Source organism: Rubrivivax gelatinosus IL144 (assembly GCF_000284255.1).
In the GTDB taxonomy this organism is placed as follows: domain Bacteria; phylum Pseudomonadota; class Gammaproteobacteria; order Burkholderiales; family Burkholderiaceae_C; genus Rubrivivax; species Rubrivivax gelatinosus_A.
The window spans coordinates 473055-488979 of sequence record NC_017075.1 but is presented as its reverse complement, the minus strand read 5'-3'; the positions used below and the strand labels follow the sequence as shown (position 1 = coordinate 488979).

Here is a 15925-nt window from a genome sequence, read left to right as displayed (position 1 = left end):
CTGACGAAAGACGGCCGCTAGTGTCGCATCCCGGCGCCGGGCCGGGCTACCAGCCGAGCCCCAGGCGCAGGCCGACCATCACCGCGCTGCCGACGACGATGGTGCCGAGGATGCCGCGGCGCCAGAAGTACCAGCCGGCGCCGGCTGCCGCGGCGAACAGCCGCGGGTCGCGCCAGGTGTCGATCAGATGGCCCTGCGACATCACGACCTCGGGCGCGACGACGGCCATCAGCGCCGCCAGCGGCGCGTAGCGCAGGCCTTCGCGCAGCCAGGCGGGCATCGGCAGTTCGCGCTCGGGCAGGATGAAGAAGGCGCGCGTGACGAGGGTGATCGCCGCCAGCCCGGCGATCGCGAGCGCCATGTGCAGCACGCCGGCCCAGTCGATCATCTCGTGCCCCCCACCGGCGTGGCGGGGCCGGGACGCGTGCGCTCCATCAAGAGGCCGATGGCCACCGCCGCGGCGATCGCGACGACGATGTTCAGCCTGAGCGGCAGCGCGTAGGCCGCCACCGCGGCGCAGCCGGCGACGGCCGCGGCCACCAGCGACGAACGGCTGCCGAGCAGCGAGCAGGCCAGGCCGATCAGCGCCAGCGTGCCGGCGAAGCCGATGCCCCAGGACGTGGGGATCACGTCGGCCATCGCGATGCCGAGCATCGACGGGATCTGCCAGGCGAACCAGTTGGACACCGCGCCGCCCCAGAAGTACGGCTTCTGCTCGGGCGCGGGCACCGGATCGGGGAAGCGGCGCATGAACAGGATGTAGTTCAGGTCGCCGCTGAAGAAGGCCATGCGCGTGCGTTCGGCACGCGGGTAGACGGCGAAGTACGGCCGCCACTGGGCGCTGAAGATGACGAAGCGCAGGTTGACGCAGAAGGCGGTGGCCCAGATCACCCACAGCGGCGCGCCGGCGGTGATCAGCGGCAGCGCCGCCAGCTGCGCCGAGCCGGCGTAGACGAAGAGCGTCATCGCCACCGCCGCCGGCACCGACAACCCGGCCTTGATCATCGCGACGCCGGTGATCAACCCCCAGGCGCCGATGCCGGGCAGGATGCCGGCCATCTCGCGGGCGCCACGCCGGAACTCGGGGTGGCGCCAGCCGAACATCCCATCAGACATGCGCCGATTGTCCCATCGGCCCCGGCACCGCGCCGGCGCGGGGACTAGCGCGCACGCACCCGGCCGCTGCCGACGATGCTGGTGTGCGGCGCCGCCTTGCCGCCGTAGCGCACGTCGCCGGAGCCGGCGATCGACACCGTCAGCGACGAGTCGGCGGTGACATCGGCATTGCCGCTGCCGGCGATCGACACCGTGACGCTGTCGGCCGGCAGCGACGCGAAGCGGGCATTGCCGCTGCCGGCGATGTCCACCGACAGATCGCTCGCACGGCCGTCGCCGGTGACGTTGCCGCTGCCGGCGATCGACACCGCCAGCTTGGCCGCGTCCAGCCGGTTCAGCCGGGCGTTGCCCGAGCCGGCCAGGCCCAGCGCCAGCACCGGCGTCTTCAGGTCCTCGAGCTCGATGTTGCCCGAGCCCGAACTGCCCACGCGTCGCAGGTTGACGACCTCGACGCTGGCCTTGGCCTTGCCGCGGTTGAAGAACGAGAAGCCTTCCTCGCGCACGCGGATCACCAGCGTGCGCTGGCCGCGACGCTCCTCGACCTTGACCTCCAGCCGCGCCAGCAGATCGGCGTCGCCGTCCAGGCGCACGGACTCGCGCGCGCCGGGACGCACCGCGAGGTCGACCGGGCCGCTGACCTGGATCGCGCTGAAGTCGGCCAGCGGGCCGAAGTCGGTCATCGTCGCCGCCTGCGCGGGCGCGGCGGCGAAGCTGAGCACGGCGAACATCGCCGAAGCGCCGGCGACGGCGAGGGTGGAGAGAAGTCTTTTCATGGCAGCGGCTCCAGACGGATGCCGGCATCCTGCCTGCGCCGCCGCATCACGGCCATCACGCTGCGACGAAGCGCAGCCGCGGCCGACGGAACGCCGTGGCGCCCGCCCGGACCGTCGTCAGGAGTGCTTCTTGTGGCCGGCGTCGGCCGCCGGCGCGTCGTCCTTGGCGTCCTCGGGCGCCGCGTCCTTGGCGACCGCGGTGGCGGCGCCCTGCGGCGCAACGACCTCGATGTTGTTCTCGCGCATGTAGTCGTTCATCTCCTTCCAGCCGGCGAACACGGCGGCCTTGTCGGCCTTCTTGTTCATGCCGAAGCAGTCCTCGATCGCGCGGCCGGCGTGACGGCAGGCGGCGCCGATGGCGCGGCCGTCGGCGTCCTTCTTGGCGGCGACGGCCGAAGCCGACTCGATGCCGAGCTGGTCGCAGCCGGCGATGGCCAGCGGCAGCACGACAGCGGCCGCGACACGGAGCGGGAGACGGAGGCGAAGGATCTTCACCGCCGGAATATCGGCCGCCGCGGCGGCGGCTTGAGCGCCGCCGTTCAGCCCAGGCGCGTGCCCGGCGCGACCGGCCGGCCCTTCAGGAACTCGCGCGCCGGCACGCGGCGGCCGCCGGTGCGCTGCAGTTCGCGCAATTCCAGCGCGCCTTCGCCGCAGGCGACGACGAGACCGCCCTCGCCCGCCGCGAGCACGCGGCCCGGCTCGCCGGACCCGGCCACGACCGCGGCACGCCAGAGCTTGAACGCCTCGCCGTCGAGCGTGAAGCTGCAGCCGGGGAAGGGATCGAAGGCGCGCACGCGGCGTTCGATGACGGCCGCCGGCAGCGTCCAGTCGACGGCGCCCTCGGCCTTCTCGATCTTGGCGGCATAGTTAGCGCCTGCTTCGGGCTGCGGTTGGGGCGGCAGCGCGTCGAGCCGGCCGAGCGCGTCGACGACCAGGCGCGCGCCCAGCGCCGCCAGCTTGTCGTGCAGCGTCGCCGTCGTGTCGTCGGCGGCGATGACCAGCGATTCCTTCAGCAGCATCGGCCCGGTGTCCAGGCCGGCGTCCATCTGCATGATCGTGATGCCGGTCTCGGCGTCGCCGGCCTCGATCGCACGGTGGATCGGCGCCGCGCCGCGCCAGCGCGGCAGCAGCGAGCCGTGGATGTTGATGCAGCCCAGGCGCGGCAGGTCCAGCACCCACTGCGGCAGGATCAGGCCGTAGGCGGCGACGACGAGAACGTCGGGCGCCGCCTGTTCGAGCGCCGCGCGTCCGGCCGCGGCCTCGTCGGGATACTTGCCGTCCAGCCGCAGGCTGCGCGGCTGCGCCACCGGCAGGCCGTGCGCCAGCGCGCACTGCTTGACCGGCGAGGCCTGCAGCTTCATGCCGCGGCCGGCCGGGCGGTCGGGCTGGGTCAGCACCAGCGGCACCTCGATGCCGGCGGCGAGCATCGCGTCGAGCGCGACACGCGCGAACTCGGGCGTGCCGGCGAAGGCCGCGCGCAAACGGATCATGCGACGCCGCGCGCTTCTTCGCGGGCGCGCTTGGCCATCTTGATCTTGATGCGTTCGCGCTTGAGCAGGCTGAGGTACTCGACGAACACCTTGCCGTCGAGATGATCGATCTCGTGCTGGGCGCAGACCGCGGCCAGGCCGTCGAGCGCGATGTCGAACTCGGCGCCTTCGCGGTCGAGCGCACGCACCGTCACGCGGGCGTTGCGCGTCACCTTGTCCCAGACCTGCGGCACCGACAGGCAGCCCTCTTCCCAGATCACCAGCTCCTCGCTGCGGGCGACGATCTGCGGGTTGATGAAGACCATCGGCTGGTCGTGTTCGGGCGAGGTGTCCATCACGAACAGGCGCTCGTGCACGTCGACCTGGGTGGCCGCCAGGCCGACCCCTTCGGATTCGTACATCGTCTCGAGCATGTCGGCGACGAGCTGCTTGATGCGCGCGTCGACGGCCTCGACGGGCTTGGCGACCTTGTGCAGCCGGGGATCGGGATAACGCAGGATGGGGAGTTGGGCCATGGTGCGGCGGCGAATGGTGCCCGGTCGTCGGAGCCGGGCCACGTCGCGGCGCCCGGCAGCGTGAACGGCTGCACGCGGGCGCGGCGGCAACGACGATTTCGTTACGACATCAAGGGTTTACGGGCAGAATCTGCCAATTCAAGTGAGCAGTTCGCGCCCGCAGCCCCTGCGAATTGTCGCACCCGCCGCGCGACGCCCCTTGCGAGGAGAGCAAAGACCCATGAGCCGCCCGAGGCCGCTGAAGATCACGCGCTGGGGTGCCGTCGCCGCGCAGGCCACCATGGCCGCCGCCGTCGCCGCCGCGCTGCCCGCGCAGGCCGCGCCGAACTATCCCGTGACGCCGACGCAACGCGACACCGCGCGTCAGGTCGCGCAGGCCGGCGTGCCGCTGTCCGAACTGGCGCCCGACGCGCCCGAGTCGCACGTCGTGAAGCGCGGCGACACGCTCTGGGACATCTCCAAGCTGTTCCTGAAGAGCCCCTGGCGCTGGCCCGAGCTGTGGGGCATGAACCTCGACCAGATCCGCAACCCGCACCTGATCTTCCCCGGCCAGGTGCTGGTGCTGGTCAAGCGCGACGGCCGCGCGATGCTGCAGGTCGGCCAGTCGGTGAGCGCCGACCCGCCGGTCGAACGCCTGTCGCCGCGCGTGCGCTCGGAGCTGCTGGACAACGGCGCCATCGCCTCGATCCCGCTGCACCTGATCGGCCCCTTCCTCAACGAGGCGGTGGTCTTCGAGACCAACGAACTCGAACTCGCGCCGCGCATCGTCGCGACGCAGGAAGGCCGCGTGCTGCTGTCGCGCGGCGAGACCGCCTACGTGATGGGCGACCTGGGCGGCGCACGCGAGTTCCGCCTGTTCCGCGAACCCCAGCCGGTGCGCGACCCCGAGACGCGCGAGATCCTCGGCTACGAGGCGCGCTACGTCGGCACCGCCGACTACGTGCGCCCTGGCGAGGAACGCCTGGGCGCCGACGGCAAGCCGCGCGCGGTGCCGGCGACCTTCGTCGTCACCACGATCCGCATGGAAGCCGGCGTCGGCGACCGGCTGTCGCCCGTGCCGCAGCGCGAGCTGACCGCCTACGCGCCGCACGCGCCCGCGGTGCCGGTCGAAGGCCGCATCGCCTCGCTGTACGGCGACGCGCTGTCGGCCGGCCAGAACCAGATCGTCGCGCTGAACAAGGGCCGCCGCGACGGCCTGGAACGCGGCCACGTGCTGGCGCTGTGGCGCGCCGGGCGCGCCGACTTCGACACCACCAGCGGCAAGAAGACGCCGATCCAGCTGCCCGACGAGCGCCACGGCCTGCTCTTCGTGTTCCGCGTCTTCGAGCGCGTGTCCTACGCGCTGATCGTCAACGTGAAGGATCCGGTCGTGCCCGGAGATCGCTTCACCAGCCCCTGAGCCGGCTGATCGGCAGGCCGCCGTGGCGATCCCGGACGACTTCGACGCCTGGTTCCGCCTGCTGCAGACGCCGGGACTCGGCCGCGAAGGCGCGCGCCGCATGCTCGCGGCCTTCGGCAGCCCCGATGCGGCGCTGGGCGCGACGGCGCAGGCGCTGACCGAGCTCGGCGGGCCGGCGCTGGCAGCGACGATGGCGCGCCGCGAGCCCGAGTGCGAGGCCCGCCTGACCGCCGCACGCGCCTGGCTGGCCGACGGCGCCGAGCGCCACGTGCTGACGCTGGGCGACGCGCTCTATCCGCCGCTGCTGCTGCAGACCGCCGACCCGCCGCTGCTGCTGTACGTGCAGGGCCGTGCCTCGCTGCTGGCCGCGGAGTCGGTGGCCATCGTCGGCAGCCGCGACGCGACGCCGCAAGGCCTCGCCAACGCCCGCGAGTTCGCCCGCGAACTGGCGCAGGCCGGCCTGAGCGTCGTCTCCGGCCTGGCCGCCGGCATCGACGGCGCGGCGCACGAAGGCGCGCTTGCCGCCGGCGGCACCACGCTCGCCGTCGTCGGCACCGGCCCCGACCGCGTCTACCCGGCACGCCACCGCGCGCTGGCGCGGCGCATCGCCGACACCGGCGCCATCGTCAGCGAGTACGACCCGGGAACGCCGGTGCTGCCGGAGCACTTCCCGCAGCGCAACCGCATCATCGCGGCACTCTCGCGCGGCACGCTGGTCGTCGAGGCAGCGCCGCGTTCGGGCTCGCTGATCACCGCCCGCCTGGCCGTCGAAGCCGGGCGCGAGGTGTTCGCGGTGCCCGGCTCGATCCACTCGGCGCAGTCCAAGGGCTGCCACGCGCTGATCCGCCAGGGCGCGCTGCTCGTCGAGAGCGCCGCCGACATCCTCGAAGCGCTGCGCGGCACGCGCCCGGCAGCAGCGCCTGCCGAGACGGGCGACGAAGCCGAGGACCCGCTGCTCGCCGCGCTCGGCCACGACCCGGCGACGCTGGACGCGCTGCTGGCGCGCACCGGCTGGCCGAGCGCAGAACTGAGCGCCAAGCTGCTCGAGCTGGAGCTCGACGGCCGGGTCGCGCGCCTGCCGGGCGGACTTTTCCAACGCCGCATCGCGGGCTGAGTCCGGGCCGCGGGCAGCGGCGGGCCCCCTGGGGTATAGTGAATCCATGTTCGACGTCCTCGTGTACCTCTACGAGAACTACTGGCGGCCGGACGCCTGTCCCGACCCCCAGCAGCTCCAGCGCAAGCTGTCGGCCGTCGGCTTCGAGTCCGACGAGATCCAGGAAGCGCTGCGCTGGCTGGAAGGCCTGGCCCACAGTGCCGACACCAGCGTCGGCAGCGCGATGCCGGGCAGCCTGCGCGTCTACACCGAGGCCGAGCGTGACCTGCTCGGCGAGGAATCGATCGGCTTCATCTGCTTCCTCGAGTCCGCCGGCGTGCTGCCGGCGCCGATGCGCGAGATGGTCATCGACCGCGCGACCGCTGTCGGCACCGGCCCGATCGGGCTGGAAGACCTGAAGATCATCGTCCTGATGGTCTTCTGGAGCCTGGGCGAAGAGCCCGACGCGCTGATCCTCGACGAACTCTTCGTCGCCGCCGAAGACCGGCTGATCCACTGAGCCCGCACGCACGAGGCCGGAAGGCCTTGCGCGCCTGGCTCAGGCCCGAGCGCGATTTCACGCGCGACGGCTGAGCCCGCCCTCCCCCGAACCCTCAGTTCAGCAGCCGCGACGCGTCGACGTCGAGCTTGGCCAGCGCACTGCGTGTCGCGCGCACCGTCAGCGCCTCGTCCTGCGCCGGCAGCAGCAGCCCGGCCTGCAGGTACGAGGCCAGCCGCTGCTGCTGGAACAGCACGCAGCGGCCCTGGGCGGTGACGAACAGCGACAGCTGCCGCCGCATGCCCTGCCAGGCGAGCTGCACCGCCTCGTTGCGGTCGCGGTACTCGAGCATGAACCAGCTGCCGACCTGAAGCTCGCGCGCCCAGGCCAGCATCGCCGGCGACGGCATCGAGCCGCCGTCGAGCACGACCTCCAGGTCGGCGCTCTGGTGGCCCGACAGGTCGAGCACCATCGACTCGTCGATGCGCACGTCCTCGGCGTCGGGCAGCAGCTCTTCCAGCGTCTCCAGCCGGTCCATCAGCTCGCGCAGACGGTCGTCCGGAATGGCCGCGGTCTTGGCGGTGAAAGCCGCCGCCAGCGAGTTGTTGAGCTGCTGGATCTGCTCGTCCTGGCGCTCGGCGTCCATGCCGGCCGAGGCCATGCCCTCGCGCAGCGACTTCAGCAGCGGCGGCAGGCGGCGGATGACCTCGGCGCGCTCCTCGCGCGTGACCTTGGCGCTGGCCGACCAGATCAGGTCGGCCGCGGCACGTTTCATCGAGCGCGTCTCCTGGCCCTGGGCGCCGTAGCGCACGGCGGTCGTCGCCAGCACGTCGGCCCAGACGTGGAACAGGAACTGGCGCACGCCTTCCTGCACCGGCATGTCGTTCAACATGCGGCGCAGCTCGATCGTGTACTGGATCGCCAGCGTCTCGCGCTGCTCGACCTGCTGGGCCAGCGAGACGCCGCGCCGCGTGGCCTCGTTCTCGGTGCGGAAGTAGTGCTCGAGGAACTTCTCGAACTCGGTCAGCACGGTCTGGAAGACGCGCCGGCCGGTGTCGGGATAGGCCTCGACGACCTGGACGATGCGCTTGATCTCGCGCTCCAGCGCGTCGCCGACCTTCTGCGCAGCGCTGTCGAAGCCCATCACGCAGGCGCCCATGCGGTCGATCAGGCGGCGTGCCGGGTGGTCGACGGTGGCGAAGAAATCGGGCTCGGTGACGGCCACGCGCAGCACCGGCATCTGCAGCCGCGCGAACCAGACGCGCACCGCCGCCGGGATGCGCTCCTCGGTCAGGATGCTCTGGAACAGCAGCGCGACGATCTCGATCGTGGCGCGCTCCTCGGGCGTCGCGGCGGCCTTCTTCAGCTGCTGCTTGCGCTGCTGGATGTCCTCCAGCAGCACTGGCGAGGTGGCCGGCGCGTCGACGCCGGCGGCCGTCGTCGTCATGCGCTGGCGGATGCCGGCCTCGGCGGTGTCGATCGCGCGCGCCAAACCCGGCGACAGGCCCTGCGGCCGCGTCGACTGGCCGAACGCCGGCACCTGGCGCCCGACCAGCCGGTTGAGCCGGCCGAGCACCGCCTCGGCGTGGTCACGGCCGCGCGCGAACGGCGCCGCCCGGGTCATCATGCGCGTCTCGTCGCCGACGCCGCGCATCAGCCCGCTGCCCGAGCCGTAGGCCGAGGGCGGGCCGGAGATCGGCGTGTGGCCGAAACCCGTCGGCGGCCCCGAGTCACCGCTACCTGCGTAGCCGCCGCCCGAGGGCAGCGCCGCCGGATGGCTGCGCGAACGGCGGATGAAGGGCCGCAGATCGACCTCCGGCAGCACGCCGCGTTCGGCGAGCCAGCGGTTGGTCTCGTGGTAGGCCTCCTCGGCCAGCAGCGCGAACTCCTCGTGCAGCACCGGCTGCAGTTCGCGCCACGACACCAGCGTCTGGCCCGACGCGCGCCAGGCCTCGAAGACGATGCGCGCCAGCACGTGGGCGCGCAGCATGTCGTGGGCGTCGAGCTCGCCGCGGCCTTCGAGGTGGGCGATGCGCGAGCGCAGGTCGGCGAACTCCCAGGACGCGCGGTCCATCATCGCCAGCGCCAGGCGCGAGGTGACGATCTCGAGTTCGATCGTGTCGTCGTCGACCAGCGTCAGCTGGCCCGGCGACATCGACGGCAGGTCGCCGAGACGGGTGGTCGAGCCGCCGTGCAGCAGCGCGTGGCGCAGGCCGTTGACCAAGCCGCGGTGCCAGGACTGCGCACCGGCGTTCAGCCCCTGCAGCATGTCGCGGCGGCGCTGGAACGCGGCGTGCTCGGTCGGTTTCTCGAAGAGGGAACGGGCGCCGTCGAGCGCTGCCTGCACCAGGGCCGGCAGGCCCTTGACCAGTTCCTCGGTGTACAGGCGCCGGGCCTGGCTCGCGAGGTTGGTGTTGGGGGCGCCGGCCGCCATCGGTCGGTCGTCCGTCTGTGCAAGGCCGCGGGCGGCCGTTGCACCGACTCTACACCACGGCCCCGGCGTTCGGGTCGTTCGGATCGTTCTCCTTGACCCCTGCCTTCACCAGGTCCTCGCGCTTGACACCGAGCCACATCGCGATGCCGGCGGCGACGAAGATCGACGAGTAGATGCCGAACAGGATGCCGATCGTCAGCGCGACCGCGAAGTAGTGCAGCGTCGCGCCGCCGAAGAACAGCATCGACAGCACCATCATCTGCGTGGAGCCGTGGGTGATGATCGTGCGGCTCGTGGTGCTCGTGATCGCGTGGTCGATCACCTGGTGCGTCGACATCTTGCGCATCTTGCGGAAGGTCTCGCGGATCCGGTCGAAGATGACGACCGACTCGTTGACCGAGTAGCCCAGCACCGCCAGCACCGCCGCCAGCACCGCCAGCGAGAACTCCCACTGGAAGAAGGCGAAGAAGCCCAGGATGATCACGACGTCGTGCAGGTTGGCGATGATGCCCGCGACGGCGAACTTCCACTCGAAGCGGAAGGCCAAGTACATCATGATGCCCAGCACCGTGAAGCCCAGCGCCAGCGCGCCGTCGCGCGCCAGCTCGGCGCCGACCGACGGCCCGACGAGCTCGGTGCGCGACAGCCTCAGCGGCTCGGCGCCGGCCGCCGTGGTGCACGACGGACGGCTGACCTGCTCGCCCTGCGGCGTCGTGTACTCCTTGGTGCCGGTGCTGCCGCTTTCGGCCGCGCACAGCGCGCCGAACACCTGGCCGGCCACCTGATCCTGCTTCTGGCCGTCGCGCAGCGGCAGCCGGATCATCACGTCGCGCGAGGTGCCGAAGTTCTGCACCTGCACTTCGCCGAAGCCCAGCTTCTCGACCGCCTGGCGCGTGCGCTCCAGGTCGGCCGGCTGCGAGTACGCGACCTCGACGACGGTGCCGCCGGTGAACTCGATCGACAGGTGCAGCCCGCGGCTGAACAGGAAGAACACCGCGGCGAGGAAGGTCAGGAACGAGATGACGTTCAGCGCCAGCGTGTAGCGCATGAACGGGATGTCGCGGCGGAAACGGAAGAACTCCATATGTCCTCCTCAGGCCTTGGCGTTTTGCTTGTCTTCGGCGGGCACGGGAGTGCCGCCGTCCGGGCGCCAGACCTGGCCGATCGACACCGACTTGAGCTTCTTCTGGCGGCCGTACCAGAGGTTCACGAGGCCACGCGAGAACATCACCGACGAGAACATCGAGGTCAGGATGCCCAGGCAGTGCACGACGGCGAAGCCGCGCACCGGGCCGGACCCGAAGGCCAGCAGCGCCAGGCCGGCGATCAGCGTCGTGACGTTCGAGTCCAGGATGGTGCCGAACGCACGTTCGTAGCCGGCGTTGATCGCCACCTGCGGTGTGGCGCCGTGGCGCAGCTCCTCGCGCACGCGCTCGTTGATCAGCACGTTCGAGTCGATCGCCATGCCCAGCACCAGCGCGATGGCGGCGATGCCCGGCAGCGACAGCGTCGCCTGCAGCATCGACAGCACCGCGATCAGCATCAGCAGGTTGAAGGCCAGCGCCAGCGTCGAGAACACGCCGAACAGCATGTAGTACAGGCACATGAAGATCGCGATCGCGACGAAGCCCCACAGCACGCTGTGGAAGCCCTTGGCGATGTTCTCGGCGCCCAGGCTCGGGCCGATCGTGCGTTCCTCGATGATCTCCATCGGCGCGGCCAGCGAGCCGGCGCGCAGCAGCAGCGCCTGGTCGCTCGCCTCCTCGGTCGTCATGCGGCCCGAGATCTGCACCCGGCCGCCGCCGATCTCGCTGCGGATCACCGGCGCGGTGACGACCTCGCCCTTGCCCTTCTCGAAGAGCAGGATGGCCATGCGCTTGCCGACGTTCTCGCGAGTCACGTCCTTGAAGATGCGCGCGCCGCGTGCGTCCAGCGTCAGGTTGACGGTCGGCTCGTGGGTCTGGCCGTCGAAGCCGGGCTGGGCGTCGGTGAGGTTCTCGCCGGTCAGCACGACGTTGCGGTAGACGATCACCGGCTGGCCGCCGCGCTCGAGGAAGCGCTCGCTGCCGAAGGGCACCGGGCCCGAGCCGCGCACCGCGTCCATCGCCTCGTTGGTCTCGTTGACCAGGCGGATCTCCAGCGTCGCGGTGCGGCCGATGATGTCCTTGGCCTTGGCCGTGTCCTGCACGCCCGGCAGTTGCACGACGACGCGGTCGATGCCCTGCTGCTGGATCACCGGCTCGGCGACGCCGAGCTCGTTGACGCGGTTGTTCAGCGTCGAGATGTTCTGCTTGAGCGCCTGCTCCTGCACGCGCGTCGCGGCCTGCGGCTTGAGCGTGCCGACGAGCTTGGTGTCGCCGGTGGCGGCGTCGGCCGTCGGCGTCCACTGTAGGTCGGGCAGCTGGTCGGTGAGCAGGCTGCGCGCCTGCTCGGCCAGCGCCGTCTCGCGGAAGCGCACCTCGACGGCGTTGCCTTCGCGCGTGATGCCGGCGTGGCGGATGTTCTTGTCGCGCAGCAGCGTGCGCACGTCACCGGCGACGGCCTCGGCCTTCTTCGTCAGCGCGGCCTTCATGTCGACCTGCATCAGGAAGTGCACGCCGCCGCGCAGGTCCAGGCCCAGGTACATCGGCAGCGCGTGGATCCTGGCCATCCACTGCGGCGAACGCGACACCAGGTTCAGCGCGACGATCCAGGTCGGGTCGTTGGCGTCCGGGTTCAGCGCGTGCGCGATCGCGTCCTTGGCCTTGATCTGGGTGTCGGTGTCGTCGAAGCGCGCACGCACCGAGGTGCCGTCGAGCTGGACGAAGTCGGCCTTCAGGCCAGCGCTCGAGAGGATCTGCTCGACGCGCTGGACCATCGCCGGGTCCATCTTGACGGTGGCCTTGCCCGAGGACACCTGCACCGCGGGCGCCTCGCCGTAGAAGTTCGGCACCGTGTAGAGCAGGCCGACCACGAAGGCGAAGGCGAGGATCGCGTACTTCCACCAGGGGTAGCGGTTCATGGAGATTCCTGGGACAGCGTCGTGCGGCCGGACGCGGCCGCGCGCGGGATTTACTTGTACGAGCCCTTGGGCAGGACCTGCAGCACCGAGACGCGCTGCACCTGCAGTTCGACGCCGTCGGCCACCTCGACGTGCAGGATGCTGTCGCTGAGCTTGGCCACGCGGCCGATGACGCCGCCGGCGATGACGACCTCGTCACCCTTGGCGAGCGCCTCGACCATCGTCTTGTGTTCCTTCTGTTTCTTCATCTGCGGGCGGATCATGATGAAGTACAGCACCACGAACATCAGCACCAGCGGCAGGATGCTGAACAGCGAGGACTCGGCGCCGCCGGCGGGTGCGGCAGCCTGGGCGAAGGCGGAGGAAATGAACACGGCGATCCTTCAGGATGTCTGGAGCCCGCTGACGCGGGCGAACCGGCAATTCTAGGGGGCGGCCCCGGGCCGCGGATTGCGCGGGCCCTCGCGCCGCGGGGAGTCCAGCGGCGCGGCCCCGGCCAGCCAGGGCAGCAGCAGCGCCAGCAGCAGGAATCGCGGCGTGTCCACCAGCGTGTTCAGCAGCCCGCTGGCGACGAAGGCGGCCAGTGCGCCGGTCGCCGCGGCGGCCAGCGCATCGCCCCGGCGCGCCCGCGACAGCGCCGCCGCGAGCGCCAGCCCCAGCACCGCCGCCCAGGCGAAGACGCCGAACCAGCCCTGATCGAACAGCAGCGCCACCGGCAGGCTGTGCACGTGCCACGGCGGGTCGACGTCGGTGGCGAAGAACCAGCGCGCCAGCCCGCGTTCGAAGCCGCCGTTGGCGAGGTACTGGCCACCGGCGGCGTCGTGCAGCGACAGCGCGCCGACGTCGAGCGCGGGCGCTTCGGCCGGCGTCAGCAGCGACAGCTTCAGCGGCAGCGTGCCCGGCGGCACCGCGAGCCGCGCACTGGCCGACACCCAGGCGCCGGGCGCCGAGGCCTGCGCCGGCTGCAGCGTCGCCCGGCTGCACTCGCGTGAACTCAGCATCGCCTTGCGGCACAGCGTCACCGCCAGTTCCACCGGCCCGGCGGCACGGCGCAGCGAGGCCGACAGCAGCAGTTCGGGCGCGCCGGCGGCATCGACGATCTGTTCGACGTACAGCGTCGCGCCGGGCGCCAGGCGCAGGAAGGGGCGGCCGTCCTCCTGCTGCCAGGCGTAGCGCGCGGCGTGCACCGGCTCGCGGCTGCCCCAGTAGTGCAGGTCGGGGTAACGCCCGGGGCCGGCGCCGAACAGCGCCGTGGCCAGGCCCGGCGGGCGGATCTCCAGCGCGTCGGTCCAGTGCGCCTGGCGCGTCGCCAGATCCTGGCCGCTGCGGCCCAGGCGCTGCTGGGCGTACGGGCCCAGCAGCACCGGCAAGGCGGCGGCGGCCGTCAGCAACAGCGCCAGGCCGGCCAGCAGCGCCCGGCCGCGCCCGCCGCCGCGGCGCGACAGCAGCAGCGCCGCCGTCACCGCCAGCGCCAAGGCGCCGGCCACCCAGCCGTTGCGCGAGTACGTCACCGCCAGCGCGTAGCCCGCGGCGGCCAGCAGCAGCACGCCGCCGGCACGCGCCGCCGCCGAGCGCGCGCCCAGCGTCTGGGCGAGCACGAAGGCCAAGCCGATCGCCAGATAACACTCGACGTACGCGCCACCGCGGTGCATCGCCGAGAACGGCCCGGTGACGCGGTAGTCGGCGGCGAAGTCCAGCAGCCCGGCGAACGCCGAACGTTCGGCGACGATCCAGACCACCGTCAGCGCCAGCCCGGCCGCCATGCCGGCACCGAACATCGAGGCGCGCGCCGCGCCGTCGTGCTCGAGCCGCCGCCACAGGCCGACGAGCAGCCAGGCCTCGACACCGCCCTTGGCGATGCGCAGCGCGTTGACCGGGCTCGTGAAGCTCCACCAGTCGCCGGCCGCCGGCAGCGACGGCGGCCACAGCGCGCGCAGCGTCGAGGCGGCGAAGGACAGCGCCAGCAGCCCGAAAGCCAGCGCCAGCAGGCGCGGCCCGCGCGCCGCCACCGCCGGCCTGGGCACGCGGGCCGCGACGACGGCAGCGCAGGCCAGCAGCAGCAGGTCGAACTCGTCGACGAAGAAACGCCCGGTCCACGGCGCCAGGTCCAGCACCGGCAGCGTCGCCGGGACCAGCGCCAGCGCCAGCACCGGACGCCAGGCCACGAGTGCCGCCGCAGCCCCCAGGCCGACGAGCAGCAGGCCGCCGAAGGGCTGGTACAGCAGCGCCACCGCGAGCAGCGGCGCCAGCGCCAGCCAGGGCAGCGGCGAGGCCCGCGGCGCGCTCTCGCCGACCGGCGCGACGGCCGGCGCGGCCGCCGCACGCGGCCCTTCGGCCAGCGCCCGCAGCAGCGCGTGCAGCACCCAGGCCGCCGCCGGCGCGATCAGCAGGTTGGTCGGGTCGGGGTGGCGGCCGCCACCGAGGAAGAACTTGCTCGCCTCGACCAGCGCCGCCGCGGCCAGCACCCAGCCGGCCGCCGTGCGTGCCGGCCGCCCCCAGGCCCAGCCCAGCGCGGCCAGCGGCAGATAGGCCAGCGCGACGCTGCCGGCGCTCTGCAGCGCCAGCGCCTCGGTCGTGTAGTAGTGGTAGTAGAACGGCAGCAGCCGCAGCTGCTCCCAGGACGCCGCCGCGCCGGCCAGGCCATGCCAGGGCCCGCTGAACCAGCCGTTGACCGCCGCCAGCAGCGGCAGCCAGGCCAGCAGCACCAGCACCGTGAAGCGGCGCAGGAACGCCGCCACGACCGGCACGCCGCCGGCCGCCAGCCGCGGCGCCAGCGCCGCCCCGACGGCGAAACCCGCCGCCCGTGCCAGCACCGAAGCCCCCTGGCTGACGCCCGAGGCGAGCAGCAGCTGCGCGAGTTCGAGGGCGACACCGGCCGCGGCGCCGGCGAGCGCCGCCGCGCCGACGCTGCGACGAAGCCGCAGCACGATCAGCCAGCCCAGCGGCGCGGCCACCGCGGCTTCGACCACGAGCTTCAGCAGCGCCAGCGGCCCGGAGTCCACCGGCGCCAGCAGCCAGCCCCACTGGTCGGAGCGCAGCTTGGCCGCCAGTTCGCCGGGCGACAGCAGCAGGTCGTAGGGGAACAGCGACAGCAGCAGCCAGGCCACCGCGTACAGCTCGAGCAGCCGCGGCCCCCAGACCGCCGGCCCGCGATGCAAGGTTTCGACCAGCCGCCCCACCCCGCGGCCGGCCAGCGGCGCCGCGGCGACGCCCAGCGCCGAGCCGATGCCCTCGGCCAGCAGGTCGTTCAGCGACACCGTGCGCGGCGGGAAGAAGATCTGCAGGAACTCGACCGCGACCGCCAGCACGACGGCGGCCGCGAGGGCCAGCACCGGCGCTGCAGCGCCGAGCCCCAGGGCGCGGGCACTGCGCGCCGCCAGCACGCCCAGCGGCATGTAGAGCACGCCGTTGGCCACCCAGTCGGCGCGCGAGCCGACGCCCAGGTTCAGATAGGGGATGTGGGCGAAACGCGCCAGCGCCTCGCCGAGCGGCAAGGGCTGGAAGTCCAGCGGCACCAGGCTGCCGTAGACGACGAAGAAGGCGTAGGCGGCGCAGGCCGCGAGCAGACGGGAGCGGTCGGACATTCGGGCCGCCGGGGGCCACAA

At 72.4% G+C, this 15925-nt stretch carries 14 protein-coding genes; 3 read left to right on the top strand and 11 right to left on the bottom strand.

The features are described from left to right. Positions 1-46 precede the first annotated feature (46 nt). From RGE_RS02275 to def, 6 genes are all read right to left on the bottom strand, one after another. Complete coding sequence (locus tag RGE_RS02275) at positions 47-388, bottom strand: AzlD domain-containing protein (protein ID WP_014426682.1); 342 nt, start codon at positions 386-388, stop codon at positions 47-49. Further along, positions 385-1104, bottom strand: coding sequence for an AzlC family ABC transporter permease (locus tag RGE_RS02270; protein WP_014426681.1), 720 nt, complete (start codon positions 1102-1104; stop codon positions 385-387). Before RGE_RS02270 ends, RGE_RS02275 begins: the two co-directional genes overlap by 4 nt. A 56-nt stretch (positions 1105-1160) precedes the next feature. Further along, positions 1161-1889, bottom strand: coding sequence for a head GIN domain-containing protein (locus tag RGE_RS02265; protein WP_043783734.1), 729 nt, complete (start codon positions 1887-1889; stop codon positions 1161-1163). A 117-nt stretch (positions 1890-2006) separates the two neighbouring features. Then, positions 2007-2336: a hypothetical protein gene (locus tag RGE_RS02260; protein WP_014426679.1), complete on the bottom strand. Its 330-nt coding sequence runs from the start codon at positions 2334-2336 to the stop codon at positions 2007-2009. Between the two features lie 92 nt (positions 2337-2428). Further along, complete coding sequence (gene fmt / locus RGE_RS02255) at positions 2429-3370, bottom strand: methionyl-tRNA formyltransferase (protein WP_014426678.1); 942 nt, start codon at positions 3368-3370, stop codon at positions 2429-2431. Positions 3371-3375: 5 nt separating this feature from the next. After that, positions 3376-3894: a peptide deformylase gene (gene def / locus RGE_RS02250; RefSeq protein WP_014426677.1), complete on the bottom strand. Its 519-nt coding sequence runs from the start codon at positions 3892-3894 to the stop codon at positions 3376-3378. 220 nt (positions 3895-4114) lie between these two features. Between def and RGE_RS02245 the strand changes: the two genes are divergently transcribed. Genes RGE_RS02245 through RGE_RS02235 form a run of 3 tightly spaced genes read left to right on the top strand, consistent with a single transcriptional unit; the run spans position 4115 to position 6906 of the window. After that, positions 4115-5293, top strand: a complete 1179-nt coding sequence (locus RGE_RS02245) for a LysM peptidoglycan-binding domain-containing protein (RefSeq protein WP_014426676.1) — start codon at positions 4115-4117, stop codon at positions 5291-5293. Between the two features lie 22 nt (positions 5294-5315). Next, positions 5316-6407, top strand: coding sequence for a DNA-processing protein DprA (gene dprA / locus RGE_RS02240; RefSeq protein WP_014426675.1), 1092 nt, complete (start codon positions 5316-5318; stop codon positions 6405-6407). A gap of 46 nt (positions 6408-6453) precedes the next feature. Then, a complete protein-coding gene (locus RGE_RS02235; RefSeq protein ID WP_014426674.1) occupies positions 6454-6906 on the top strand; it encodes a DUF494 family protein in 453 nt (150 codons plus the stop codon). A gap of 94 nt (positions 6907-7000) precedes the next feature. Here the strand turns inward: RGE_RS02235 and RGE_RS02230 are convergent, their stop codons facing one another. The 5 genes from RGE_RS02230 to RGE_RS02210 are packed head-to-tail and all read right to left on the bottom strand — an operon-like array spanning position 7001 to position 15904. Next, complete coding sequence (locus RGE_RS02230) at positions 7001-9319, bottom strand: DUF1631 family protein (protein ID WP_014426673.1); 2319 nt, start codon at positions 9317-9319, stop codon at positions 7001-7003. A gap of 49 nt (positions 9320-9368) precedes the next feature. Continuing rightward, on the bottom strand, positions 9369-10403 hold the full coding sequence (gene secF / locus RGE_RS02225) for a protein translocase subunit SecF (RefSeq protein ID WP_014426672.1): 1035 nt from the start codon (positions 10401-10403) through the stop codon (positions 9369-9371). Positions 10404-10412: 9 nt separating this feature from the next. After that, positions 10413-12320, bottom strand: a complete 1908-nt coding sequence (gene secD / locus RGE_RS02220; RefSeq protein WP_014426671.1) for a protein translocase subunit SecD — start codon at positions 12318-12320, stop codon at positions 10413-10415. A gap of 50 nt (positions 12321-12370) precedes the next feature. Next, positions 12371-12694: a preprotein translocase subunit YajC gene (gene yajC / locus RGE_RS02215; protein WP_014426670.1), complete on the bottom strand. Its 324-nt coding sequence runs from the start codon at positions 12692-12694 to the stop codon at positions 12371-12373. A 51-nt stretch (positions 12695-12745) separates the two neighbouring features. Then, the gene (locus RGE_RS02210; RefSeq protein WP_014426669.1) at positions 12746-15904 is read right to left on the bottom strand and encodes a VanZ family protein; all 3159 of its coding nucleotides are present in this window, start codon (positions 15902-15904) and stop codon (positions 12746-12748) included. Between the last annotated feature and the right edge of the window lie 21 nt (positions 15905-15925).